The organism is Streptomyces johnsoniae, assembly GCF_031845565.1.
Lineage (GTDB): Bacteria > Actinomycetota > Actinomycetes > Streptomycetales > Streptomycetaceae > Streptomyces > Streptomyces johnsoniae.
The window spans coordinates 326,782-350,178 of sequence record NZ_JAVREV010000001.1; the positions used below are offsets into that span (position 1 = coordinate 326,782).

Here is a 23,397-nt window from a genome sequence, read left to right on the forward strand (position 1 = left end):
GACCGGCGGGAACCGTACGCGCCCGGGACCCCTCCCAGGCCGTCCGCGTACGGTCGGGTCCATGAGACGTGTGCGACGTCGCGCGATCGCGGAACGGGCGAGGCAAGCCGGCCTCGGTGCCGTCCACCGGGTGCACTACGAGCGGCGGAGCTGGGTGACCGGCGGCGGCGCGAGCCTGCTCGGACTCCTCATCGGCGTCGCCGTCTTCACCCCGCTCTACATCCCCGCCGTCCTGCCGTTCGTTCTCGTCGGCGTCCCGCTGCTGCTCGTCTGCTGGGCGAGCTGGGTGTACCTGATGCCGCCCCGCAGGCTGACGGGGCGGCGCTGGTTCGCGGTCTGCGACGAGGGCCTGCTCCTGTGGTCCCTGCACGGCGGGCAGCCCGCCGCCCTCGCGATCCCGTGGGAAATGATCGGCGGGGTGGAGGAGGGCGTGAACGACGCGCAGGGCGCCTTCTCGTTCCGGCTGTCCTGGCTGGAGGGCGACCGACACCGGAAGGACCTTGCGCACGAACGTTCCCTCACCGTCGGGGCGGTGATGGGCCGTTCCGGCCTGATCCGGGCCGTGCGGGCGCGGGGCGCGCTGCCGCGTCCCGTCGCCCGGCGGGTCGTGATCACCTCGGTGGCGCTCGGCTCGGCGGCCGTCCTGTCGTGGGCGCTGATGCTGCTGCCTCCCGTCAACGACGCCGTTCTCGGCGACCTGCCGCGCGACCTCCACGACTTCGCGCGCATATGCGGCGAGGACGGCGAGGGCGGCGGCGAACCGTTCCCGCGCGCCGCCCCGTTCGAGCCCGGCGACGAGCAGGAGCCGAGCCCGTGGGTGGCCATCGAGGACGAGTGGGATGAGCACTCGGGCACGGGTACGGAAACGGCGGAGCCGGAGTGGGGCGACGACGAGCCGGACGCGGACACGGTGCAACTGGTGGCGTGCGCCGCGGGGTCCGGGGCGGTGCCGGACACGGATATCTCCTGCCCGTACACGGAGGGGCCGCTCGGATTCGGCCCGGCCACCCAGTCCGTCGAGTTCGCCCAGGGCCGTTACCGCGTGACCGTCTACGAGGCGCGCACCGGCGACAAGGTCGGCGAGGGCGTGCTGGAGGGCGAGGACGACGTGGAGTGCCACGAGTACGTCTCCGCCGAGGAGACCGGGCCCATCTACACCAGCCCCGAGTGGGACGCCTACGCGACCCTGCTCACCGAGGTCCAGACTCAGCGTTCGCAGCGAGTTCCGTCAGCGTGGTCAGTCGCTGGGATGTGGCGTCGTTCGCCGGCGTCATGACGGTCATCCGGTGACCGGTGTCCGAGGTGTATGTGGAAACGAACTTGAGGTGCAGCAGACCGACCAGAGGGCTGTTCAGGCGTTTGGTCTCGTAGTCCTGAAGAAGAATGTCGTGCCGACTCCACAGTCGCGCGAATTCGTCTGACCGTTGCCGCAGCTTTTCGACCGTCGCTGCGGCTGCTGAGGTGTGCAGGTCGGTGCCGACGGCGGCACGCATCCCCGCGACCATCCGGGTGGCGACGATATCGCCGTCGACGTAGCGGCTGCGCCAGTCGGGGTCGGTGAAGAACTGCACGGCGCAATTGCGTTCCTCCGCCGGGATCATGTCCATATCGGTGAACAGGAAGCGATACGCGCGGTTGTAGGCCACCAAGTCGAACTGTGGAGTTTGCAGACACGTGGGAAACGGTTCGAGTTTGTCCAGCACTGGCTGGAACGCCGCCACCAAGGCCGGGTCGTGCACGCTCGGTTCCGCGGGCGGCAACGGCAGGCCCGCGAGCCGTTGCAGATGCCATTTCTCGGTGTCGTCCAGTCTCAGTGCTTTACCGACAGCCATCAGTACCTGCATGCTGACGTTGATCGGGCGGCCCTGTTCGAGCCAGGTGTACCAAGTCACGCCGACTCCGGCCATCACCGCCACCTCTTCGCGGCGCAAACCCGGTGTGCGGCGGCGCCCGGTAGCAGGAAGGCCCACCTGTTCCGGGGCCAGCCGCTCGCGCCGGGTACGCAGGAAGTCACCGAGCTCGCGCCGGATCGCCGGGGGCCTGACGTCGCCCATGTCTCCACCCTGCCGGCAGGTATCGGTCCATAGCCAGGTTCTGCCAGTACCCGCATAAACTGGCTTCTGGTACCAGCATGGTAATGCCGTGACGGTGAGGGTGTGACCACAGAATCCACACCCCGCAGCACCCCGCCCGGGACGCGAGCGGAAAGCGACGGCACGACCGTCCCCCCTCCGGCGCCGCGTTCACGGTCCGCCGCCGCCCCTCGGACGCTGGGCACGGCCGGGCTTCTCACCGCCTTGTCGGCGCTGTTTCTGTCGGTGGTGAGTTTCGCCGCCGTCGGCATCGCGGTGCCCGATATCGGCGCGTCACTGCACGCCTCGGCTGCCGAGCAGTCTCTTGTGGTGTCCGTGTACTCGCTGGGTTTCGCCGTGCCCATGGTGCTCGGCGGCCGCCTCGGTGACCTGTACGGGCGCCGCCGCCTGTTCCTGGTCGGCATGGCCGGGTTCACGGTGTTCTCGCTGATCGCGACCGCGGCACCCGCCATGCCCGTGTTGATCGCTGCTCGCGCGCTCACCGGTGTCTGCGCATCCGCGATGGTGCCTCAGGTGCTGGCGACGATCACGGCATCGACCACAGGGCGCGAGCGGGCCAGAGCCGTCGCCCTGTTCGGCGCGACCGCGGGCGGTGCCACGGCGATCGGTCAGGTGCTCGGCGGCGTGCTGTTGTCCGTGCCATTGCCAGGCGCCCCGTGGCGCATGGTCTTCGCGGTCAGCGTCCTCATGGGCCTCGTTGCCTTCCTCGCCGGCCTGCGCTGGCTGCCGGACACCCGCTCGCCCGGTCATCGCTCCCTCGACCTGATCGGCACCGCCCTGCTCGGGGCCGCGCTGCTGGCGCTGCTGATCCCGCTGTCCCAGGGCGGAGCACTCGGCTGGCCGGTCTGGTGCTGGGTGCTGCTGGTGACGGCCCCGGTGCTGTTCGCGGCGTTCTGGGCCTGGCAGCACCGGCTGCATCGCGGGGCCCGTGTGCCCCTGGTGCCGCCGCCCTTGCTCCGGCTGGGCTCGTACCGGATCGGCCTGGTGATGGCGCTGATGCTCCAATCCGCATTCGGCGCGTTCACCTTCCTCTACGCGCTCACCACCCAGACCGGACTGGGCTGGTCCCCGATGCACGCCGCCCTGGTGCTGCTGCCCTACGCCCTGTGTTTTTTCGCCGTGTCGATCTGGTCGGGGAAGCTGGCGCCCCGCTTCGGCTTCCGCAGGCTGCTGACGACCGGCGGCATCGTTCAGGCCACGCTGCTCGCGGTCACCGCGACGTCGGTGTTCATCCGACACGCCGAGTTGAACTCGTGGACGCTGGGCGCACTGCTCGTCGGAGTCGGGGTCGGCCAGGCGTTGATGTTCGGCCCTCTGGTCGGCGCGATGATCGCCGACGTTCCGCCGGCTTTCGCGGGAGCAGCCTCCGGGGTACTCCAGACCACACAGCAGGCCGCGATGGGCCTCGGCGTCGCCGTCGCCGGAGGACTGCTCGGCACCGCGATGGCCGGTTCGACGGCCTCGGCCGACCAGTCGTACACCACCGCCCTCGCGATCTGCATGGTCGTCCAGGCCGTCCTCGCAGTCGCCTTTGCCCTCTGCGCTCTCGGCCTGCCACGCCGCTGACCCGATCGCCGCGAGCCGAGCACTCCTGGCACCGCAGTCCGGACCAGTGACGGTCCGCGCCATGCACGCCCCGGTCGGTGGCGCGGCGGGCACAGCCGTCGTGGTACCAGAGGTCTGCGGTGCTGATCACCCGCCTTTCGACCGCCGAGCCGCCGCCACCTCCCCCAGCTTCACTTCCCGCCCCACGCGGGAGAGCCCGACGTCGGCCGGATCGGCGCGTGCGGTGATGATCCGTCAGTCCGACTCGCAGTCGGTGGTGTGGCCGCTCTGCGCAGCAAGCCAGGGGCCGGGGGCCATGGTGAGCAGATCCGCCCCCAAGAGAGCCATCAAGCGCATGGGCAGCACCGCTGCCCCGGACCAGCGGACCACCGGATCACGACAACCGACCCTGCGTGGCGACGTTCAGCGGGCGGGGAGGTCCGTGTCCTTCACGGCCGTGACGAACGCGCTCCAGCCGGCGGTCGGGAACACCAGGGCCGGGCCGTGCGGGGCCTTGCTGTCCCGCACGGGAACGGCGGACGGCACCGCCCCCTCCGCCACCTCGACGCAGGCGCCCGCACCGTTCTCGCTGTAGCTGGACTTGCGCCAGCCGCCGAGCGCGGACGCATCAGGAATCGCCTTCATCCTCGTACTCTTTCCGGTAGCTGCGCAGCAGATCCAGGGACTCGTTCTCGGGAAGCGCCATCGCGCGCACCACGTCCAACCGCTGGACGTACGTGGCGAGTCTCCTGGGGGAGTCTACTGCCTCGCCCGAATCGAAGCTCTCGATGTTCGCCACCGTTCCGCCGTCCTTCAGGCTCAGCAGGGTGAGACTTCCGCCGAGCATGGGGTGCATGGCCTGGGCGAAGGGCAGCACCTGGACAACGACGTGCGGCCTCGCGGCAGTTGTCAGTATGTGCGTGACCTGCTCGCGCATGGTCGCCCGGCTGATCGTGGGCCGCTTCAGCGCGGCCTCGTCCATGATGGCCCAGTAGAACGGCGGCTCCTCGCGCTCCAGCATCAACTGCCGTTTCACGCGGAAGTCGACCCTCGCCTCCACCTCCTCGTCCGACTCCCACGGCAGGGACGTCCGGAACAGCTCGCGCGCGTAGTCCCGGGTCTGGAGCAGTCCGGGGACGAGGCTGCTGGTGAACACCTGGATGCGCAGCGCCTCCCGCTCCCTGCGGACGAAATCCCGGCCGTAGGCCGGAATGGCCAGCTCCTGCGCCATGAGCAGCAGCTCGGCGAACAGGCCATCGGTTTTGTAGAACGTGTCCAGGGCCCTCACGAGGCCGTCCGTCGCCGGTTGTTCGCCCCGTTCGACCCGGCCGAGGAATCCGTAGGGGAAAACAATCCGCTCCCCCAGGCCCCGCAGGGACAACCCCGCGCTCTCCCTTGCACGTCGCATTCTGCGGCTCAGCACCACACTCGGTGTGGGCCGGTCATCGTCATACAGCTCCATCGAACATACTCTCCAACTCGCCGAGTCCCGACCCCTATTGGGCCCGCGTCGGGTGTGTACCGGAAGCCGCCGGGCGGCAATAGTGGTATCCACACAGCTGGTTCGCGGTCAAGATGGCGAATCGGTCTCGGAGCCCCGCGGGCGGTCGCACCCGCCCCGGGGCTTGGCCATCAACAAGAGGGACGTCGACGACATGCGCCACGTTACCGCGCTTGGCATTCCCTGCGGGAGGGTGCGGGGAAAATGACCGAAGAGGAAGCGAAGGAGGAGCCGCCGACGGCGGTCGAGGACACCGTTCTCGAAGAACTGTCCCGGGAGCTAGCCGAGTTGAATCAGCGTATTGCGGAACACCTCGGACGGAGGCCGGAATGACGGTCATGGACGCAGGTATAGGCGGACGCGGTGGTGGTCCAGTGACCGGGGTGACCGGGGTGCTCGTGGCCGTGGAGATCGACGCGGGGACCGTGCGGCGCGGCGATCAGCTGATGGTGGGTGGGCAGGCGCTGACCGTGCGGGACATGACGGCGGTCGCCGGTGGCGGGAAGCGGCTCGAATTCACCAGCGGCGAGTTCTTCACCATGCGGCGCACGACGGTGCTGTGGGCGGCGCGGCGGGTTTCCCCGCGCCTCACCCGGCGCAGGGAACCGCGCTGACGCTCCGGGCAAACGTCGGCGCGTCCCTTCTTCCGTACGGACGGGGGCGCGCGACGCTGGTGGGGTGGACGACGCACGGGATGGGCGTCCGGGGCGCAATCACTACGCCGACCTGCTGCGGGTGGGCGCGATCGCCGCGGTGGTGACCGGGCACTGGCTGCTGACCGACATCACCTACCGGGACGGCCGCCTGTCCGGCCGCGACGCTCTCGACCACGTCGACTGGGGCAGTTGGGTGACGCTGGTCCTCCAGGTGCTGCCGGTCTTCTTCCTGGTCGGCGGCTATGTCAACGCGGTCTCCTGGACCTCCCACCTGCGGCGCGGCGTCCCCTGGCACGTCTGGGTCCAGGGCCGGGCGCTGGGGCTGATGTGGCCGACGGCGGTGTACGTGGCGGTGGCGCTGCTCGGGGTCCTCGCCGCCGCGTCGGCGGGCGCGCCCGCGCCGGACCTCGACCGCGGCGGCTGGCTGGTCGCCCTGCACCTGTGGTTCCTGCCGCTCTACCTGCTGATGATCGTGCTGACCCCGCTGATGCTCGCCGCCCACCGCCGCTGGGGCCTCGCGGTGCCCGCCGCGATGGCCGCGCTAGCCGGCGGGGTTGATGTCGCGGTGGTCGACGCCGGGCTGCCGTGGATCGGCACCCTCAACTACCTGCTGGTGTGGGGAACGATGCACCAGTGGGGTTTCGCCTGGCAGGACGGCCGGCTGGTCCGTCCCCGGTGGCGCTCCGCCGCGTTGGCGGTGGCCGGGGCGGTGCTGCTGGTCGTACTGCTGTGGCCGGGTCCTTTCCCGGTGGCGATGATCGGTGCGGACACCCGGGTGGACAACACCTCGCCGCCGTCGACGGCACTCCTCGCCCTCGCCGCCGCCCAGGCCGGGCTCCTGCTGACCGCGGGGCCCGCGCTCTCGTCCCGCCTGGAGCGGCCCGCCCGGCTGCGGCGGCTCGGGCGGCTGAACGGCGCGGTCATGACCGTCTACCTATGGCACATGGCGCCGGTGGTCCTCGTGGCCGTAACGCTCTACCCGGCCGGGATCGCGCCGCAGCCGGACATCGGCTCGGCGCCCTGGCTGGCCCTGCGGGTGGGCTGGGTCGCGCTGCTCGCGTTCGTCCTCGCCCCGGTGACCGCGGCGGTGCTGTGGGCGCAGCGCCCGCTCGGCCGGCTGCCGCGGGGGGCGGGCGGGGCCGGGCGGTGGTGGGGGCCCGCGCTGCTGGTGTGCGGGGTCGGCGCGGCCGCCGCGGCGCTCGCCCTGCTCGCCACCGAGGGGTTCGCGCCCGGGGGCCGGGCGGCCGTGCTCGCGCCCGCGCTGTTCGCGGGCGGCCTTGCCGCGACGTTCCTGTCGGGCGCTCGTGACCGCGCATGAACGCGCGCGGCCCGGCACAGAATGTAGTCATGCGGACACCGGCTGTGCGAAAGTACCGGAGTTTCTTCATCAACAGCACCCACTGGGACGGATTTCAGCCGCGCGAGGACGACATCGTCATCTCGACCGCGCCCAAGGTGGGCACCACCTGGACCCAGCGCATCGTGTCCGTTCTGGTGTTCCAGCACACGCGGCTCGGCACCCCCCTCATGGACGTCAGCCCGTGGCTCGACGGCACGTTCACCGCGCGCGACGACATGCTGCGCACCCTGGACGGGCAACGGCACCGGCGGTTCATCAAGAGCCATCTCCCGCTGGACGGGCTGCCGTTCCACTCCGGAACGTCCTATCTGATCGTCGGCCGCGACCCGCGTGACACGGTGGTGTCCGCCCACAATCACGCCCGCGGCATGAACGCGACGGCCGACGACCGGATGACGTCTCCGACCGGCGAGGACGTGCACACCCCGGAGCAGCCGGTCGTCGCCGATGACCTGGCCGACTACTGGCACGCCTACTTCACCCGCAGCGCCTTCCCGTGGGAGCCGAACGGCTGGCCGTTCAACTCCCCCACCCGGCACCTGGAGTCGTGGTGGACGATGCGCGACCGGCCGAACGTCCTGTTCCTGCATTACCAGGATCTGCTGAACGACCTGGACGGCGAGATGCGGCGCATCAGCGCGTTCCTCGGCATTCCTGTCGACGAGTCGGTCTGGCCCGACCTGGTGGCCGCGTGCCGGTTCTCGGCCATGAAGGAGAAACCCGAGCGGATCTTCACCAAGGGCTCGGTCGCCGACATCGTCTCGAACTTCGAGTTCTTCCACCGAGGCAGGAACGGCCAGTGGCGTGGCACCGGTCCGGAAGCGGCGGCCCTGGACCTCTACCGGGCGGCGGTGGCCCCGCTTCCGGAAGAGCTGAGGGCCTGGCTGACCCGCAGCACCTGAACCCCCAGCGCCTGAACCCGCAGCACCTGAACCCGCAGCACCTGAGCCCTCAGGGCTCCAGCCGCTGCGGCGGGCCCGTCGTCAGGCCGGACTCGTCCAGGCAGCCGAAGCCCCGGGCGATGGCAAGCGATGCCGCGTTGAGCACCGTGATGCGGTCGTCCGGCTCACCGCCGCGCGGACTGGCGAGACGGGCCTTGAGGAGGTCGCCGTTCCGGCCTTCCACCGTGCAGGGGAAGGTGATGACCGCGGACTGGTTCCGGGAGAGGGCGCTCTCCCCGGTGTCGTAACGGAGGACTGTCCCGTCTTCCGTCGTGGATTCCGTGCCGTCGTCCGGCGGCTCCCAGCCGAAGAATACTTCCAGGGCCGGAAGAATACCCGAGGTGGGTGTGAAGACACGGCACAACTGCTCTTCCGCCCCCTGGGTCTCTCGAAGTGCCCGGATAAAGGCGGGTATATCGAAGGACTCCCCGAGAGCGGGCCTGTCCACAAACTCGACCGCACCCGTTAAACCTTCCAGGTCCCGCGCCACCCGCGAAAAGGCTCCGTCGCACACCCGGTCGGCCGCGACGAACTCTTCCGTCGACGGCTGAGCCGCCCCCGGCTCCTCGGCCTGGCCGGCCTCCTCGGTCCCGCATCCGCTGACGCCGAGAATCGCCAGAAAGAGCAGGGACCCCGTCAATCCTCGCATGACGGACCCGCCATCACCCCGCATCATCTTTCGCCCTTTCCCGGCTCAATCGCCACTTCCGCGGCCCCGTCGGTCAGCCCAGACTCTCCCAGACTTCGGAAGTATTTGGCAACGGACCAGAAGTCAAAGGGAAAGCCGCACCGAGCGGAAAAGGCCGAACATGGCATTCTCCCGCCCTGCTCATGCGGGCAAACTCGACGCCGGTGACCTTTTCCGCAGAATCACCGGAAGAAGACGTGAAGATCCCGTGTGACTCCACCGGAATGCTTCCGCGGTCGGCTGCCACGCCGGATATGCGGTGGGAACGGGCGAATCCGCGCCCGACGGGCGCGGGGCGCGGGGGCGCGGCGGGGAGCCGGCAGAGAGGCCGGGGACCGGGGGGCCGGGGGGCCGGGGGGCCGGGGGGGCCGGTCAGAACACCGCTTCCGTCTCGTCCATCCGGTTCTGCGGAACGCGGTTCAGCTCCGCCGTCGCGTCGGCCAGGGGGGCCATCACGATGTCCGTGCCCCGCAGTGCCGTCATCCTGCCGAACTCGCCGTGGTGCGCGGCCTCCACCGCGTGCCAGCCGAAGCGGGTGGCCAGCACCCGGTCGTAGGCGGTGGGGGTGCCGCCGCGCTGGATGTGGCCGAGGATCATCGCGCGGGCCTCCTTGCCGAGCCGGTGCTCCAGCTCGTCGGCGAGGCGCTGGCCGATGCCCGTGAACCGCTCGTGGCCGTACGGGTCGATCTCGCCGCGCTCGTACGGCATGGAGCCCTCGGCCGGGCGGGCGCCCTCGGCGACGCAGATCACGGCGAACTTCTTGCCGCGCGCGAACCGTTCCTCGACCATCTTGCACAGGTCGTCGATCTGGAAGGGCCGCTCGGGGATGCAGATGCCGTGCGCGCCGCCGGCCATGCCGGCCTCCAGCGCGATCCAGCCCGCGTGCCGCCCCATGACCTCGACGACCATGACCCGCTGGTGCGACTCCGCGGTCGTCTTCAGCCGGTCGATGGCCTCGGTGGCGACGCCGACGGCCGTGTCGAAGCCGAAGGTGCGGTCGGTGGCCGAGATGTCGTTGTCGATCGTCTTGGGCACGCCCACGACCGGGATACCGGCGTCGGAGAGCATGCGCGCCGCGGTCAGAGTGCCCTCGCCGCCGATCGGGATGAGCGCGTCCAGGCTGAGCTTGTGCCGGAACGCCTCCGCGTTGTCGCACGCCTCGGCGAGCCGGTGCCGCTCCAGGCGGCTGGAGCCGAGAATGGTGCCGCCGCGGGCCAGGATGCCGCTCACCTCGTTGATGTCCAGCTCGCGGTAGCGCCCTTCGAGAAGCCCTTTGAAGCCGTCCTCGAAACCGATCACCTGGTCGCCCCGGTCCACGACGGCGCGGTGCACAACCGACCGGATCACGGCGTTGAGGCCAGGGCAGTCACCGCCGGCGGTGAGAACTCCGATGCGCATGGGGAACGCTCTCCTGCTCGCTTGGGACGGGGGTCGGGGACAGGCAAGGCTGGGATCGGCGACCGCTCCCTCGCGGCCGCCCGAATTGTTTCACGAGAAGGCGGCACGTTCGAACGGCGCTCGTCAACCCGACGCGCGCCCCATTACCTCTCACGGGTACGGTCGACAGGAGGGATGCTGCCCGGAACCCCTCACACCAGGCTTGCGACGGGACGACGGGGACGGGACGGGAAAGTGACGCGCAGCGTGTACGTGGCCGGTATCGGCCGCGGGGACGGCCGGCAGGCGATCGAGCTGGGGCTCATGGAGCTGTTGACGCGCCAGGTTGACCGGGTGGGGGTGTTCCGGCCGCTGGCGCACGAGGGCCCCGATCCGGTCTTCGACCTGCTCCGCGCCCGCTACCGGCTGGCCCAGTCGCCCGGGGCGGCGCGCGGCCTGCACTACGCGCAGGCCGCGGAGCTGCTGGCGGAGCGCGGCACGGACGCCCTGGTGGGGCGGCTGCTCGACCGGTTCCACGCGGTCACGCGCCAGTACGAGGTGGTGCTCGTCCTGGGCACCGACTACGCCGACACGCAACTGCCCGCGGAGCTGTCGCTGAACGCGCGGCTGGCGAACGAGTTCGGCGCGGCGGTGCTGCCCGTGGTGTCCGGCCTGGGGCAGGGCGGGGATTCGATCGTGGCCGAGGTGCGCAACGCCCACCACGCCTACGCCTCGCTCGGCTGCGAGGTGATCGCCATGATGGTGAACCGGGTCCGCGACAGCCACGCCGTGCGGGCGGCCCGCGAGCTGGCGGGCCACCTGCCCGTTCCGGTGTGGGTACTGCCGGAGGAGCCCGCGCTGGCCGCGCCGACCGTGGCGCAGGTGCGGGAGGCGCTGGGCGCCGAGGTGCTGCTCGGCGACGCGACGGGGCTGGCGCGCGACGTGCGGGACTTCGTGTTCGGCGGGGCGACGCTGCCGGTGTTCCTGCCCGCGCTGACCGAGGGCTGTCTGGTGCTCACGCCCGGCGACCGCGCGGATCTGGTGGTGGGCGCGCTGGCGGCGCACTCCGCGAGCGCGCCGCCGATCGCGGGGCTCCTGCTGACCCTGGGCGCGCGCCCGGGCGAGGAGACGATGGCGCTGGCCGCCCGCCTCGCGCCGGGGACGCCGGTGCTGTCCGTGCCCGACGGCTCGTTCGCCACCGCCACCGCGCTCTCCGGCCTTGAGGGCAAGCTGACGGCGGCCACGCCGCGGAAGGCGGAGATCGCGCTCGGGGTGTTCGAGCGGCATGTGGCGACGCAGGCGCTGACCGAACGGATATCGCTGGTGCGCGGCGACCGGGTCACCCCGATGATGTTCGAGCACCGGCTGATCGAACGGGCCCGCGCGGACCGGCGGCACGTGGTGCTGCCCGAGGGCACCGAGGAACGGGTGCTGCGCGCGGCCGAGGTGCTGCTGCGGCGGAACGTGTGCGAGCTGACGCTGCTCGGCGACGAGACGGCCGTGCGCAAGCGGGCGGCGGATCTGGGCATCGACCTGACGGGCGGCGACCTGCCGGTGCGGATCACCGATCCGGTGACCTCGCCGCTGCGCGAACGGTTCGCCGAGGTGTACGCCGGGCTGCGGGCACACCGGGGCGTCACGTACGAGCTGGCGCACGACGTGGTGGCGGACGTGTCGTACTTCGGGACGCTGATGGTCAAGGAGGGGCTGGCCGACGGCATGGTCTCGGGCGCGGCGCATTCGACGGCGGCGACGATCCGTCCGGCGTTCGAGGTGATCAGGACGAAGCCGGAGGCGTCGATCGTGTCCTCCGTGTTCTTCATGTGCCTGGCGGACAAGGTGCTGGCCTACGGCGACTGCGCGGTCAACCCGGACCCGGACGCGGCGCAGCTGGCGGACATCGCGATCCAGTCGGCGGCGACCGCGGCCCAGTTCGGGGTGGAGCCGCGGATCGCGATGCTGTCGTATTCCACGGGCACCTCCGGCTCCGGCGCGGACGTGGACAAGGTGCGCGAGGCGACGGAGCTGGTGCGGCGGCTGCGCCCGGATCTGATGGTGGAGGGCCCGATCCAGTACGACGCGGCGGTCGAGCCTTCGGTGGCGGCGACGAAGCTGCCGGGGTCGAAGGTGGCCGGGCAGGCGACGGTCCTGGTCTTCCCCGACCTGAACACCGGGAACAACACGTACAAGGCGGTCCAGCGCTCGGCGGGCGCGGTCGCCGTGGGGCCCGTGCTCCAGGGGCTGCGCAAGCCGGTGAACGACCTGTCGCGGGGCGCGCTGGTGCAGGACATCGTCAACACGGTCGCCATCACCGCGATCCAGGCCCAGCAGGGCGGCCTTGCCGATCAGCCGGCCGATCAGGAGGAGGTGGCGCCGTGACGCGCACGAGGCGTGCGGGCAGCCGGGTACTCGTTCTCAACTCCGGCTCGTCGTCGGTGAAATACCAGCTGCTCGACATGAACGGCACCGTGCACGGCACCGCGCGGCTCGCCACCGGTCTGGTGGAGCGCATCGGGGAACGTTCCGCGCGCCTGGTGCACACCCCGGCGCACGGCGAACGGCGCGAGCGGGAGGCGGATCTGCCGGACCACCGGGCGGCGCTGACCGCGGCGGCCGAGGAACTGGCGGCGGACGGGCTCGGCCTCGACGCGCCGGAGCTGGCCGCGGTGGGCCACCGCGTGGTGCACGGCGGGCGGTGGTTCACCGAGCCGACGGTGGTGGACGAGGGCGTGCTCGCCGAGATCGAACGTCTGGTGCCGCTCGCGCCGCTGCACAACCCGGCGAACATCGCCGGGATCAGGACGGCCATGGCGCTGAACGGGGACGTGCCGCAGGTCGCGGTCTTCGACACGGCGTTCCACACGACGATCCCTGAGCACGCGGCGCGCTACGCGCTCGACGCCAAGACGGCCGAGGAGCACCGCATCCGCAAGTACGGCTTCCACGGCACCTCGCACGCGTACGTGGCGCGGCGCACGGCCGCGCTGCTGGGGCGCGAGCCGTCCGCGGTGAACGTGATCGTGCTGCACCTGGGCAACGGCGCGTCGGCGTCGGCGGTGGCGGGCGGCCGGTGCGTGGAGACGTCGATGGGCCTGACCCCGTTGGAAGGGCTCGTGATGGGTACCCGCTCGGGCGACATCGATCCGGCGGTGGTCTTCCACCTGTCGCGGGTCGCCGGCCTGGCCATGGAGGATATCGACGTGCTGCTGAACCAGCGCTCGGGCCTGATGGGGCTGTGCGGCGACAACGACATGCGGGAGGTGCTGCGGCGCAGGGCGGAGGGGGACGAGGAGGCGCGGCTCGCCTTCGACGTCTACATCCACCGGCTGAAGAAGTACATCGGCGCGTACTGCGCGGTGCTCGGCCGGGTCGACGCGGTCGCGTTCACCGCCGGGGTCGGGGAGAACGCGGCACCGGTCAGGTCCGCGGCCGTGGCGGGCCTGGAAGGGCTCGGCATCGAGGTGGACGAGCCGGCGAACACCGCGCGGGAGAGCGGCCCCCGGCTGATCTCCCCGGAGTACGCTCGGGTCGCGGTCGCCGTGGTGCCCACGGACGAGGAACTGGAGATCGCGACCCAGGTGTTCGCCCTGGTCGGATCGTGAGGGTCCGGGAGCGTTCGTGGATGCGCGCGAGCGCGCTCGGATAGCCTGGCCCCGCCGATAATTCAGCTACGGAACAAATCGATAGGATCGCCACCATGCGCCGTTCCAAAATCGTCTGCACCCTGGGCCCCGCCGTCGATTCCTTCGAGCAGCTCAAGGCCCTGATCGACGCGGGCATGAACGTGGCCCGTTTCAACTTCAGCCACGGGTCCCACGAGGAGCACGAGGAGCGGTACCACCGGCTGCGCAAGGCCAGCGAGGACACGGGCCGGCCGGTGGGCGTGCTGGCCGACCTCCAGGGGCCGAAGATCCGGCTGGAAACGTTTGCCAACGGGCCGGTGGAGCTCCAGCGCGGCGACGAGTTCACCATCACCACCGAGGACGTCGCGGGCGACCGGTCGATCTGCGGCACCACCTACAAGGGGCTGCCGGGCGACGTCGCCAAGGGCGAGACCATCCTGATCAACGACGGGAACGTGTCGCTCCAGGTCACCGAGGTCGACGGGCCGCGCGTGCGGACCATCGTCATCGAGGGCGGCGTGATCTCCGACCACAAGGGCATCAACCTGCCGGGCGTCGCGGTGAACGTGCCCGCGCTGTCCGAGAAGGACGTGGAGGACCTGGAGTTCGCGCTGCGGCTCGGCGCCGACATGGTGGCGCTGTCGTTCGTGCGGAACGCGGGCGACGTGCGGGACGTGCACCGCGTGATGGACCGGGTGGGCCGCCGCGTTCCGGTGATCGCCAAGGTGGAGAAGCCGCAGGCGGTCGACAACATGGAGGAGGTCGTGCTGGCCTTCGACGGGGTGATGGTGGCGCGCGGCGACCTCGCGGTCGAATACCCGCTTGAGCGGGTGCCGATGGTGCAGAAGCGGCTGATCGGCCTGTGCCGCAGGAACGCCAAGCCGGTGATCGTGGCGACCCAGATGATGGAGTCGATGATCACCAACTCCCGCCCGACGCGCGCCGAGGCATCCGACGTGGCGAACGCGATCCTCGACGGCGCGGACGCGGTCATGCTGTCCGCCGAATCGTCCGTGGGCCGCTATCCGATCGAGACGGTCAAGACCATGTCGAAGATCGTGGTGGCCGCGGAGAGCGAGCTGCTCTCGCGCGGCCTGCTGCCGCTGGTGCCGGGCAAGAAGCCGCGCACCCAGGGCGGGTCCGTGGCCCGCGCCGCGGCCGAGATGGCGGACTTCCTCGACGCGAAGGCGCTGGTGGCGTTCACCCAGTCCGGGGACACCGCGCGGCGCCTTTCGCGCTACCGCGCGGTGCAGCCGATCCTGGCGTTCACCTCCGACATCGGGACCCGCAACCAGCTGACGCTGAGCTGGGGCGTCGAGACGTTCGTCGTGCGGCACGCCAACCACACGGACGAGATGGTGGAGTTGTGCGACGCCGAACTGTCGCGCCTCAACCGCTTCTCCCAGGGCGACACCATGATCATCACGGCCGGTTCCCCTCCCGGCGTGCCGGGCACGACCAACATGGTGCGCGTCCACCACCTCGGCGGACACGGCGGCGTCTGACCGTCGCGCGGCCGGCACCGGGGGCGGGGACCGGGGACGCGCGGCTCCCCGGTCCTTGCCCGTCAGGCCGGGGGAACGGTCGGGCCGTCGTGGGTGTGGTAGATCTCCATGCCCTGCATGGTCAGCGTGCCGCCGAACTGCCCCGCCTGCGTGACGAACACGTCGGTGAAGTGGACCAACGGCAGATCCAGCGGCGGCTGGTGCTCCGGGTCGAACACGATGGGGATGACGCCGAACAGGTTTCCTTCGAGCCGCTCGGTGTACATGGTGACGGTGCCGTTCCTGAAGGTGGAGTTGGAGCCCTCGGCGGTGCCCACGTGCGTGCGCACGCCGTCCTGGCCGTCCACGATCTGGTGCAGGTCGCCGATGTCCACCTTCTCCGCGGTGAACTTGAGCACCTGCTTGGTGGTGCCGTCCGCGGTGGTGACGTTGACGACGCCGTGGTACTGGAGGCCCGCCAGGGTGAGGTAGGTCGCCTCCAGGTACCAGGGGTCGTTCGGCAGCGTGCGGGGCGTCCGCTCGTCCGTCCCGGCGACGGACTCCTCGACGGGGCAGGGGAACGGCTCGCGGCCCGCCGCGTCCGGCGCGAACGGGTCCGCACCGGCCTCTTCGTCGTTCCCGGCTTCGTCCTCGGCCGCCGCGTCCTCCGCGGCCTCTTCCTGCCGCGCCCCGGGGTCCTCGGACGGCGGCTCCTCCTCGGGCTCCGCCGGTTCGTCGGGCTCCGCCGGCTCGTCCGGTTCCTCCGGCTCCGCAGGCTCCTCCGGGGCGACGGGCTCCTCGGGCGGCTCCGTGTCCTCGGGCCGCTCCTCGTCCCGGCGGCCCGGCGTGAGCAGGTCTTCCAAGCCGTTGCCCAGGTCCTCAAGGCCCTGCCCGAGCCCGAGCGGGTCCCTGGGGTCGAACTCCCCCGCGGCGGACTCCTCTTCCGGCTCCGCCTCGGGCTCCTCGGCCACTTCCTCCGGCCGACGCGGCTCTGCGGCCCCGTCGGCGGCTCCCGCGTCCCCCACGGCGCCCTCGGCCTCCGCGGTGTCCCGCGCCTCCTCCGGCTCCGGATCAGGCTCCGGATCAGGCTCCGGTTCCCCGGCCGGCTCCTCCTCGGACCCGGACTCTTCCGCCGGTTCCTCCGCGGGCTGTTCCGGCTCGTCCGGCTCGTCCGGCTCGGCAGGCTCCTCCGGCTCGGCAGGCTCCTCCGGCTCCTCGCCCGGCTGCTCGCCGTCGGGAACGGCCACGCACGGCCCGCTCTGGAACGGGTTCTCCGGGGGCTGCGGGTCGGCCTTGGCCAGCGGCGAGGTGAACCCCATCCCCATCAGCGCCGCCGAGGGCATCGCCGCCAGAGCGATCGCTTTCCCCACCGGCATGTGCAGGCGTTGCAGCAGCGTCTTGCGGGGGGCGGCGTGCCGCGGGCCCTCCTCGGCCGCCGCGTCGGCCGGTGCTATGTCGTCAGTCGGCACGGTGTTTCCCCTTCCCCGGGTCCTTCCCGCGCTCGGGTGCGGCCCCCTCGAAGCCGGCCAGCGCGCTGCCGGTGCCGGGAGTCGTGGCCGGCGGCTCCCGGTCCCCTGTGTCTTGCTCGTCCGCCGCGGAACGCTGCTCGCCCGGCAGCCACGCGACGCTCATCGCCCCGCCGATCATCCCGAAGAGGAATCCGACGAGAAATCCGCCGAAGTTCGAGACGATCAAGGACACCAGCGCCAGCAGAATCGCCGCGACGCCCGCGAATATCCGTACGTGTGGCTGGAACCATATGGTGAGCCCGAGCAGCATCAGCAGAATCCCGATCACCAGCGACCCCGCGCCCGCCGTGGTGGCCATGCGGACGGTGAGATCGCCGAAGGTGACGTTCCGGTACGGGAAGTAGGCGATCGGCAGTCCCGCGATCAGGACGAACAGGCCGGCCCAGAAGGGCCGCCGCCACCGGAAGTACCGGAACGCAAGGCGTCCGCGGGAGAAAAAGGAAACAATGGGCTGACCCTCGGTGTTGATGCTCACGGCACGTACTCCCCAGTGGCGCGATTCAGTGGCGGGACGCACGATACGGCGTTTTTCCCTGGGGCAGAGACGGGAGTCCGCTCTGCCCCAGGCACGGCTCATGCCGTCAGAAGCACTCGTCCTTGCCCGTGTGCAGGCTCAAGCTCAGATCGGTGAGCTCGAACGTGCCCGCGGACGTGGCCCACGCGGTCTGCTCGACATCGGTGAGCACGACGGACTCTGCCTGCTGCCCGAACGAGCCGGGGGTGAACTCCCCTGTCGGGTCGGGCCCTCTCGACTGATCGTCGACGCTGACACCGATGTCGATGTTCGTGAACACGGCCTGCGCGTCCAGTTGCGAGATATCGATGAACAGGTTGTCGGCGATGACCGGGTTGCTCGGGTCGCTGCCCGCCCCGATCTTCAGGGTGACGTCCCCGATGAAGGGCACCGGGACAACGACCGACTGGCAGAGGTTGTTGATCTCGGCGCGCTCGAACGCCGAGATCGCGACCGGCTCCCGTCCGGGTCCCGGCGGATTGACGCTCGCGCCGTACTGTACGAATCCTTCGCCGTACAGCCGGTCGACACTCACTTTGAACTCCTGCCCGGAAACGCTGAACGAAGCGGCCAGCGCGCCCTGGGCCAGGGCGACGCCTATGGCTGCGGTTGCGGCCACGCTCGGCACCATGACCAGACCGAATCGCCGCCATCTGGTGCCGCCGCGAGCCTGTGACTCCATGACTTTCCTCCTTCACGGACGAACATCTCCACACGACCCGGCGACTGTGGTCAGCAGGCGTCCGGCGCCTGGAGAGGAGAAGCGCGTTATCCCCGGACTGCACCCCGGCGACAGCCACTGGCCGCGGTGTACGCGGCTCACTGCGGAACAGGTCCCGCCCGACGGGCGGGAACCCCCCTGCCCCGAGGCCGACACGTGACTCCATCGGCTTGGCCGATCGTGGTGCATCTCACGGGATGACACAAGGGGTTCATTACTTGCCAGTAATACCGATGTGGGAAATCCGTGGAGAACGCCCGGACTTCCGCACGCACGATGCACACGACAGGTCACCCCACACGCGCACCAAATCGGACGTAACACGCCCGAAATCACCAACAGGAACTACACAATGTGACAGCGGCCGCGATTACCAAGTTTTGGTAAAGCGCGGCCGCTGTCGCTGGATGAGAGGGCCGCGGCTCAAAAGAGCACGCGCGCGAGAGCGCCGCGGGCGGCGATCACACGCGGGTCGTCGGGGCCGACGACCTCGAACAGTTCCAGCAGCCGGACCCGCGCCGCGTCCCGGTCCTCGCCGAACGTGCGCTGCACCGTGCCGACCAGCCGGCCGAACGCGTCCTCGACGTGCCCGCCGACCAGGTCGAGGTCGGCGACGGCCAGTTGCGCGGCGACGTCCTCGGGGCGGTCCGCGGCGGCCTTGCGCGCCTGGTCCGGGTCCGTGCCCTGAATCCGGTTCAGGAGCTGGGCCTGGGCGAGGCCGAGCTTGGCCTCCACGTTCCCCGGCTCCTCGGCCAGCACGTTCTCGTAGGCCTGGATCGCCCCGCCCAGGTCTCCCCCGTCCAGCGCGGCGTGCGCCGCGGCCAGCGCCGGGTTGGACGGCGGCTCGGGCTCGACCGGCTCCTGGACCTGGCGGTCCGCGGCGGCCTGCGCCGGGTCGACCTGCGTGCCGACGATGCCGAAGCGCTGCTCCGCCGCCTCGATCAGCTGGTCGAGTACCTGCCGCACCTGCGGCTCGGGCGCGGCCCCCTGGAACAGCGGCAGCGCCTGGCCCGCGATCACGGCGAACACCGCGGGAATGCCCTGCACCCCGAATTGCTGGAACAGCATCTGGTTGGAGTCGACATCGATCTTGGCCAGGATGAACTGCCCGGCGTACTCCTCGGCCAGCCGCTCCAGGATCGGGCTGAGCTGCTTGCAGGGACCGCACCACTCGGCCCAGAAGTCGATGACGACCGGAACCTCGGTGCTGCGCTGGAGCACCTCCTGCTCGAAGGTCGACTCGTCGACATCGATGACCAGCTGGATGTGGGCTTCCGGCTGCTGCCCGCCCGCCTGGGCCGTGGCCCGCTGAGCGCGGGCCTGCTCCGCCTTCTGCTTGGCCTCTGCGGCCGCCTTCACCGCGGAGAGGTCAACGGCTCCGCTCATGGACATATTGCGTGGCTGCATGAGACCAGTCTCCCCCCTTCCGTGACCGTTCGGGTACGGGCCCCGCGGTGGCGGGGCCCGGAGGGGCCTAAAACCCGGGCGGCTCGGTCCAAGTGCCCCACTCGTCCCGCAACGTTCCGCAGATTTCTCCCAGGGTCGCCTCCGCGCGCGCCGCGCGCAGCATGGGCTCGATCATGTTCCGCCCGGAGCGGGCGGCGTCGAGCAGGCCGCCGAGTGCCGCCCGGACGTCCGCCTCGTCGCGCGCCGACCGGCGGGCGCCCAGGGCGCGTACCTGCTCCCGTTCGACCTCGTGTCCGACACGCAGGATCTCCAGCTCACCGGTGACAGAGCCGGTGTGGCGGTTGACGCCGACGACGCGCTTCTCGCCCTTCTCCAGCGCCTGCTGGTAGCGGAACGCGGCCTCGGCGATCTGCCCCGTGAACCAGCCCTCCTCGATGCCGCGCAGCAGCCCGGAGGTGACCGGCCCGATCGGGTGCTGCCCGTCGGGCACCGCGCGCCTGCCGCGCTCCAGGATCTGCTCGAAGATCTTTTCGGCCTCGGCCTCGATCCGGTCGGTCAGCTGCTCGACGAACCAGGAGCCGCCGAGCGGATCGGCGACGTTCGTGACGCCGGTCTCCTCCATCAGCACCTGCTGCGTGCGCAGCGCGATCTCGGCGGCCCGCTCGCTGGGGAGGGCCAGCGTCTCGTCCAGCGCGTTGGTGTGCAGCGAATTGGTGCCGCCGAGCACCGCGGCAAGCGCCTCCACGGCGGTGCGCACCACATTGTTGTACGGCTGCTGGGCGGTCAGCGAGACACCCGCGGTCTGGGTGTGGAAGCGCAGCCACTGGGCGCGCTCGCTCGTGGCGCCGTAGACGTCGCGCAGCCAGCGCGCCCAGATGCGGCGGGCGGCGCGGAACTTGGCGATCTCCTCGAAGAAGTCGAGGTGGGCGTCGAAGAAGAACGACAGTCCCGGCGCGAACGTGTCCACGTCCAGGCCGCGGCTGAGGCCCAGCTCCACGTAGCCGAAGCCGTCGGCGAGCGTGTAGGCCAGCTCCTGCGCGGCGGTGGACCCGGCCTCGCGGATGTGGTAGCCGGAGACGGACAGCGGCTTGTAGTCGGGGATGCGCGCGGAGCAGAACTCCATCAGGTCGCCGATGAGCCGCAGGTGCGGCTCGGGCGCGAACAGCCACTCCTTCTGGGCGATGTACTCCTTGAAGATGTCGGTCTGGAGCGTCCCGTTGAGCGTGCCGAGGTCCACGCCCTGCCGCTCCGCGGCCACGACGTACATGCAGAAGACGGGCACGGCCGGCCCGCTGATCGTCATGGAGGTCGTGACCTCGCCGAGCGGAATGCCGCGGAAGAGGACCTCCATGTCGGCCGCGGAGTCGATGGCGACGCCGCAGTGGCCGACCTCGCCGAGCGAGCGCGGGTCGTCCGAGTCGCGGCCCATGAGCGTGGGCATGTCGAACGCGACCGAGAGGCCGCCGCCCCCGGCGTCCAGGATCATGCGGTAGCGCTCGTTGGTCTGCTCCGCGTTCCCGAAGCCGGCGAACTGGCGGATCGTCCACGTCCTGCCACGGTAGCCGGTGGAGTACAGGCCGCGCGTGAAGGGGAACTCGCCGGGCCAGCCGATGCGCTCGAAGCCCTCGTAGGTGTCGCCGGGGCGGGGGCCGTACACGGGCTCAACGGGATCGCCGGAGAGCGTGGTGAAGTCGGCGTCCCGGGTACGGGACGCGTCGAAGCGAGCCTGCCAGCGTCGGCGGCCCGCGGTGATGGCGTCGGAGTCCATACCGCCAATTTACTTGGACGTCCTAGTAACTGTCGAGTGCAGAGCCCTCCGGAGCCGGAGGGCTGTAGGACTCCGCCTTGCGCCGCGGACCGCGGCCTGCGGTCCGCGGTTCGCGGCGTTACGCGCCGACGGGCTCGGACTGCTCCTCGTCCTCCAGCAGCGGCTGCACCTCCGCGCTGATCCTCCGCTCGACGACGAACGCGGCGAACGGGATCGTCCCCGACACCAGGACCCACAGCAGCTTGCCGAAGGGCCAGCGGGCCTTGTGGCCGAGGTCGAAGGCGAAGACCAGGTAGATCATGAACAGCAGGCCGTGGGCCTGCGAGACCATGAAGGTGACGTCGTCGCCCGTGTCGAAGCCGTACTTGAAGACCATGCAGGTGCAAAGGACCAGCAGCATCACGGCGGTGACGTAGGCCATGACGCGGTACCGCGTGAGTACACTCCGCTTCATGCGGCCGAGCCTATCCGGTCATTCGGGGCGATCTTCCCCGGCCCCCTCGAAGCCCGCACCGCCCTCGAAGCCCGCACCGCCCTCGAAGCCCGCACCGCCCTCGAAGTCGCGGGCCGCGATCCGCAGCGGGCGCAGCAGCGCGAAGATCTCCTCGCACTCCTCGTCGTCGTAGGCGCCGAGTCCGAAGTCGACCGTCATCAGGTCCCGGGTCGCGGCGTCGCACACCGCCCGGCCCTCCTCGGTGATCGACGCCAGGGTGCCGCGGCCGTCGTTGGGGTTCGGCCGCTTGGTGACCAGGCCCGAGCGCACCAGGCGGTCCACCGTGTTGGTGACGGAGGTGGGGTGGACCATCAGCCGCTCGCCGATCTTGGACATCGGCAGCTCGCCCGCCTTGCTGAAGGTGAGCAGGACCAGCGCCTCGTAGCGGGCGAACGTGAGCCCATAGGGCTTGACCACCGCGTCCACCTCGGCCAGCAGGATCTGGTGGGCCCGCATGATCGAGGTGATCGCCGCCATGGACGGCGCCGGTCCCCAGCGGCGTTTCCAGAGGTCGTCGGCACGGGCGATCGGATCAAAAGGAAGGCTGAGCGGTTTCGGCACGCGGCGACCCTATCGGCCCAGTCGCGGCGAGCGCCGCCGAGCGGTCGGTGGCGCTGCCGGGCAGGCACGTTCCGTCATGACACGATGACGCCATGTACGGCAGTCTTCGCATCCGGCGCCTCGCCGCGGCCGTGATCTGCGCCCTCCTCGCCCTCGGCTGCACCTCCGGCTCCGCCGGCTCCTCTGGGCCCGGCGGGCCCGAGGAGGAGGACCCGTCGCAGGCGGCGGACGCGGGCGGGGAGTTCTGGGTGGACCCCGAGAGCCCGGCCGCGCGGCAGGTGCGGGAGTGGGAGGCGGCGGGCCGGGCCGAGGACGCGGAGGTCCTGCGGCGCATCGCCGACCGCCCGGTGGCGACGTGGCCGCCGGGCGAGGAGGACCCCGCGCCGCGGGTGCGGGCGGTGACCGGAGCGGCCACGGCGCAGGACCGGACGGCGGTGCTGGTGGCCTACAACATTCCGCACCGCGACTGCGGCCAGTACTCGCAGGGCGGCGCGGCGGGCGCGGGGGCCTACCACGAGTGGATCGACTCCTTCGCCGCGGCCATCGGGGACGCGTCGGCCACCGTGGTCCTGGAGCCGGACGCGGTGCCGCACACGGCGGACGGCTGCACCGACGCGTCGTACGTGCCCGAGCGTTTCGCGCTGCTGGCGCACGCGGTGGACCGGCTGAAGCAGCAGCCGAACACCCGGGTCTACCTCGACGCCGGCAACCCGAGCTGGATCACCGAACCGGCCCGCCTCGCCGACCCGCTCCGGCAGTCCGGCGTCGAACGGGCGGACGGTTTCGCCGTGAACGTCGCCAACTTCCAGACGCTCCGGGACAGCGCGGCGTACGGGCACCAGCTGTCGGAGCTGCTCGGCGGGGCCCACTTCGTGATCGACACCAGCCGCAACGGGAACGGTCCTTACGAGGGTGGCGAGGAGGCGTGGTGCAACCCGCCGGGCCGGGCGCTCGGCACCCCGCCCACGACGGACACCGGCGATCCCCTGATCGACGCCTACCTGTGGATCAAGCGCCCCGGCGAGTCCGACGGCGAGTGCCGCGGGGGTCCCGCCGCGGGCCGCTGGTGGCCCGACTACGCGCTCGCGCTGGCCCGGGAGTCGGGCACCGGCTGAGCGCGCGGCACGCGGTCGGTG

Annotated in this window: 21 protein-coding genes and 1 pseudogene; 10 read left to right on the top strand and 12 right to left on the bottom strand. The window is 71.0% G+C overall.

All coding sequences use genetic code 11. From position 1 onward, the window contains the following. Positions 1-61 precede the first annotated feature (61 nt). Positions 62-1,276, top strand: coding sequence for a hypothetical protein (locus tag RM779_RS01450; RefSeq protein ID WP_311614911.1), 1,215 nt, complete (start codon positions 62-64; stop codon positions 1,274-1,276). Here the strand turns inward: RM779_RS01450 and RM779_RS01455 are convergent. Further along, entirely contained in the window at positions 1,191-2,054 is an 864-nt protein-coding gene (locus RM779_RS01455) for a helix-turn-helix transcriptional regulator (protein WP_311614913.1), read from the bottom strand. The two genes, RM779_RS01450 and RM779_RS01455, sit on opposite strands and share 86 nt — an antisense overlap. A 243-nt stretch (positions 2,055-2,297) precedes the next feature. On the opposite strand from RM779_RS01455, the gene RM779_RS01460 reads away from it, so the two are divergent. Next, the gene (locus RM779_RS01460) at positions 2,298-3,659 is read left to right on the top strand and encodes an MFS transporter (protein ID WP_311614915.1); all 1,362 of its coding nucleotides are present in this window, start codon (positions 2,298-2,300) and stop codon (positions 3,657-3,659) included. 402 nt (positions 3,660-4,061) lie between these two features. On the opposite strand, the gene RM779_RS01465 is transcribed toward RM779_RS01460, so the two are convergent. Together RM779_RS01465 and RM779_RS01470 are read right to left on the bottom strand one after the other, a co-directional pair. Continuing rightward, positions 4,062-4,283: a DUF397 domain-containing protein gene (locus tag RM779_RS01465; RefSeq protein WP_311614917.1), complete on the bottom strand. Its 222-nt coding sequence runs from the start codon at positions 4,281-4,283 to the stop codon at positions 4,062-4,064. Beyond that, positions 4,267-5,046, bottom strand: coding sequence for a helix-turn-helix domain-containing protein (locus RM779_RS01470; RefSeq protein ID WP_311614919.1), 780 nt, complete (start codon positions 5,044-5,046; stop codon positions 4,267-4,269). The genes RM779_RS01465 and RM779_RS01470 overlap by 17 nt, the downstream gene beginning before the upstream one ends. 297 nt (positions 5,047-5,343) lie before the next feature. Here RM779_RS01470 and RM779_RS01475 point away from each other — a divergent pair, with 297 nt between their 5' ends. From RM779_RS01475 to RM779_RS01490, 4 genes are all read left to right on the top strand, one after another. Continuing rightward, the gene (locus RM779_RS01475) at positions 5,344-5,472 is read left to right on the top strand and encodes a hypothetical protein (protein ID WP_311614921.1); all 129 of its coding nucleotides are present in this window, start codon (positions 5,344-5,346) and stop codon (positions 5,470-5,472) included. Positions 5,473-5,513: 41 nt separating this feature from the next. Further along, positions 5,514-5,753 (top strand): hypothetical protein, encoded by a 240-nt coding sequence (locus RM779_RS01480; protein ID WP_311614923.1) that lies wholly within the window; start codon positions 5,514-5,516, stop codon positions 5,751-5,753. A gap of 64 nt (positions 5,754-5,817) precedes the next feature. After that, positions 5,818-7,113 (top strand): acyltransferase family protein, encoded by a 1,296-nt coding sequence (locus RM779_RS01485; protein ID WP_311614925.1) that lies wholly within the window; start codon positions 5,818-5,820, stop codon positions 7,111-7,113. 29 nt (positions 7,114-7,142) lie between these two features. Further along, positions 7,143-8,057, top strand: a complete 915-nt coding sequence (locus RM779_RS01490) for a sulfotransferase domain-containing protein (protein ID WP_311614927.1) — start codon at positions 7,143-7,145, stop codon at positions 8,055-8,057. Positions 8,058-8,106: 49 nt separating this feature from the next. Here RM779_RS01490 and RM779_RS01495 read toward each other — a convergent pair whose 3' ends face one another. Both RM779_RS01495 and RM779_RS01500 read right to left on the bottom strand, forming a co-directional pair. After that, positions 8,107-8,745, bottom strand: coding sequence for a hypothetical protein (locus RM779_RS01495; RefSeq protein ID WP_311614929.1), 639 nt, complete (start codon positions 8,743-8,745; stop codon positions 8,107-8,109). 411 nt (positions 8,746-9,156) lie between these two features. Further along, on the bottom strand, positions 9,157-10,182 hold the full coding sequence (locus RM779_RS01500) for an ATP-dependent 6-phosphofructokinase (RefSeq protein ID WP_077058758.1): 1,026 nt from the start codon (positions 10,180-10,182) through the stop codon (positions 9,157-9,159). A gap of 234 nt (positions 10,183-10,416) precedes the next feature. Between RM779_RS01500 and pta the strand changes: the two genes are divergently transcribed. The 3 genes from pta to pyk all read left to right on the top strand — a co-directional run bounded on the left by pta (position 10,417) and on the right by pyk (position 15,289). Continuing rightward, positions 10,417-12,540: a phosphate acetyltransferase gene (gene pta, locus RM779_RS01505; RefSeq protein ID WP_311614933.1), complete on the top strand. Its 2,124-nt coding sequence runs from the start codon at positions 10,417-10,419 to the stop codon at positions 12,538-12,540. Further along, positions 12,537-13,763, top strand: a complete 1,227-nt coding sequence (locus RM779_RS01510; protein WP_311614935.1) for an acetate kinase — start codon at positions 12,537-12,539, stop codon at positions 13,761-13,763. The genes pta and RM779_RS01510 overlap by 4 nt, the downstream gene beginning before the upstream one ends. Positions 13,764-13,858: 95 nt before the next feature. Further along, positions 13,859-15,289, top strand: coding sequence for a pyruvate kinase (pyk, locus tag RM779_RS01515; RefSeq protein WP_311614937.1), 1,431 nt, complete (start codon positions 13,859-13,861; stop codon positions 15,287-15,289). A gap of 62 nt (positions 15,290-15,351) precedes the next feature. On the opposite strand, the gene RM779_RS01520 is transcribed toward pyk, so the two are convergent. The 7 genes and pseudogenes from RM779_RS01520 to RM779_RS01550 form a co-directional block, all read right to left on the bottom strand. Then, positions 15,352-16,737, bottom strand: coding sequence for a hypothetical protein (locus tag RM779_RS01520; RefSeq protein ID WP_311614939.1), 1,386 nt, complete (start codon positions 16,735-16,737; stop codon positions 15,352-15,354). Beyond that, the gene (locus tag RM779_RS01525) at positions 16,727-17,266 is read right to left on the bottom strand and encodes a DUF6114 domain-containing protein (RefSeq protein WP_394813207.1); all 540 of its coding nucleotides are present in this window, start codon (positions 17,264-17,266) and stop codon (positions 16,727-16,729) included. The genes RM779_RS01520 and RM779_RS01525 overlap by 11 nt, the downstream gene beginning before the upstream one ends. 112 nt (positions 17,267-17,378) lie before the next feature. Continuing rightward, positions 17,379-17,993, bottom strand: coding sequence for a DUF6230 family protein (locus RM779_RS01530; RefSeq protein WP_311614942.1), 615 nt, complete (start codon positions 17,991-17,993; stop codon positions 17,379-17,381). A 462-nt stretch (positions 17,994-18,455) separates the two neighbouring features. Next, the gene (locus tag RM779_RS01535; RefSeq protein ID WP_311614944.1) at positions 18,456-19,439 is read right to left on the bottom strand and encodes a tetratricopeptide repeat protein; all 984 of its coding nucleotides are present in this window, start codon (positions 19,437-19,439) and stop codon (positions 18,456-18,458) included. A gap of 67 nt (positions 19,440-19,506) precedes the next feature. Continuing rightward, the gene (locus tag RM779_RS01540) at positions 19,507-21,207 is read right to left on the bottom strand and encodes an acyl-CoA mutase large subunit family protein (RefSeq protein ID WP_311614946.1); all 1,701 of its coding nucleotides are present in this window, start codon (positions 21,205-21,207) and stop codon (positions 19,507-19,509) included. A gap of 118 nt (positions 21,208-21,325) precedes the next feature. Continuing rightward, positions 21,326-21,661 carry a DUF3817 domain-containing protein gene (locus tag RM779_RS01545; RefSeq protein WP_077058767.1) on the bottom strand — a complete coding sequence of 112 codons (336 nt, stop codon included), beginning with the start codon at positions 21,659-21,661 and terminating at the stop codon, positions 21,326-21,328. 99 nt (positions 21,662-21,760) lie between these two features. Continuing rightward, positions 21,761-22,261: pseudogene (locus tag RM779_RS01550) on the bottom strand (MarR family winged helix-turn-helix transcriptional regulator); the annotation flags it as partial. Between the two features lie 92 nt (positions 22,262-22,353). On the opposite strand from RM779_RS01550, the gene RM779_RS01555 reads away from it, so the two are divergent. Continuing rightward, entirely contained in the window at positions 22,354-23,376 is a 1,023-nt protein-coding gene (locus tag RM779_RS01555; protein WP_311614949.1) for a glycoside hydrolase family 6 protein, read from the top strand. The last annotated feature ends 21 nt before the right edge of the window (positions 23,377-23,397 follow it).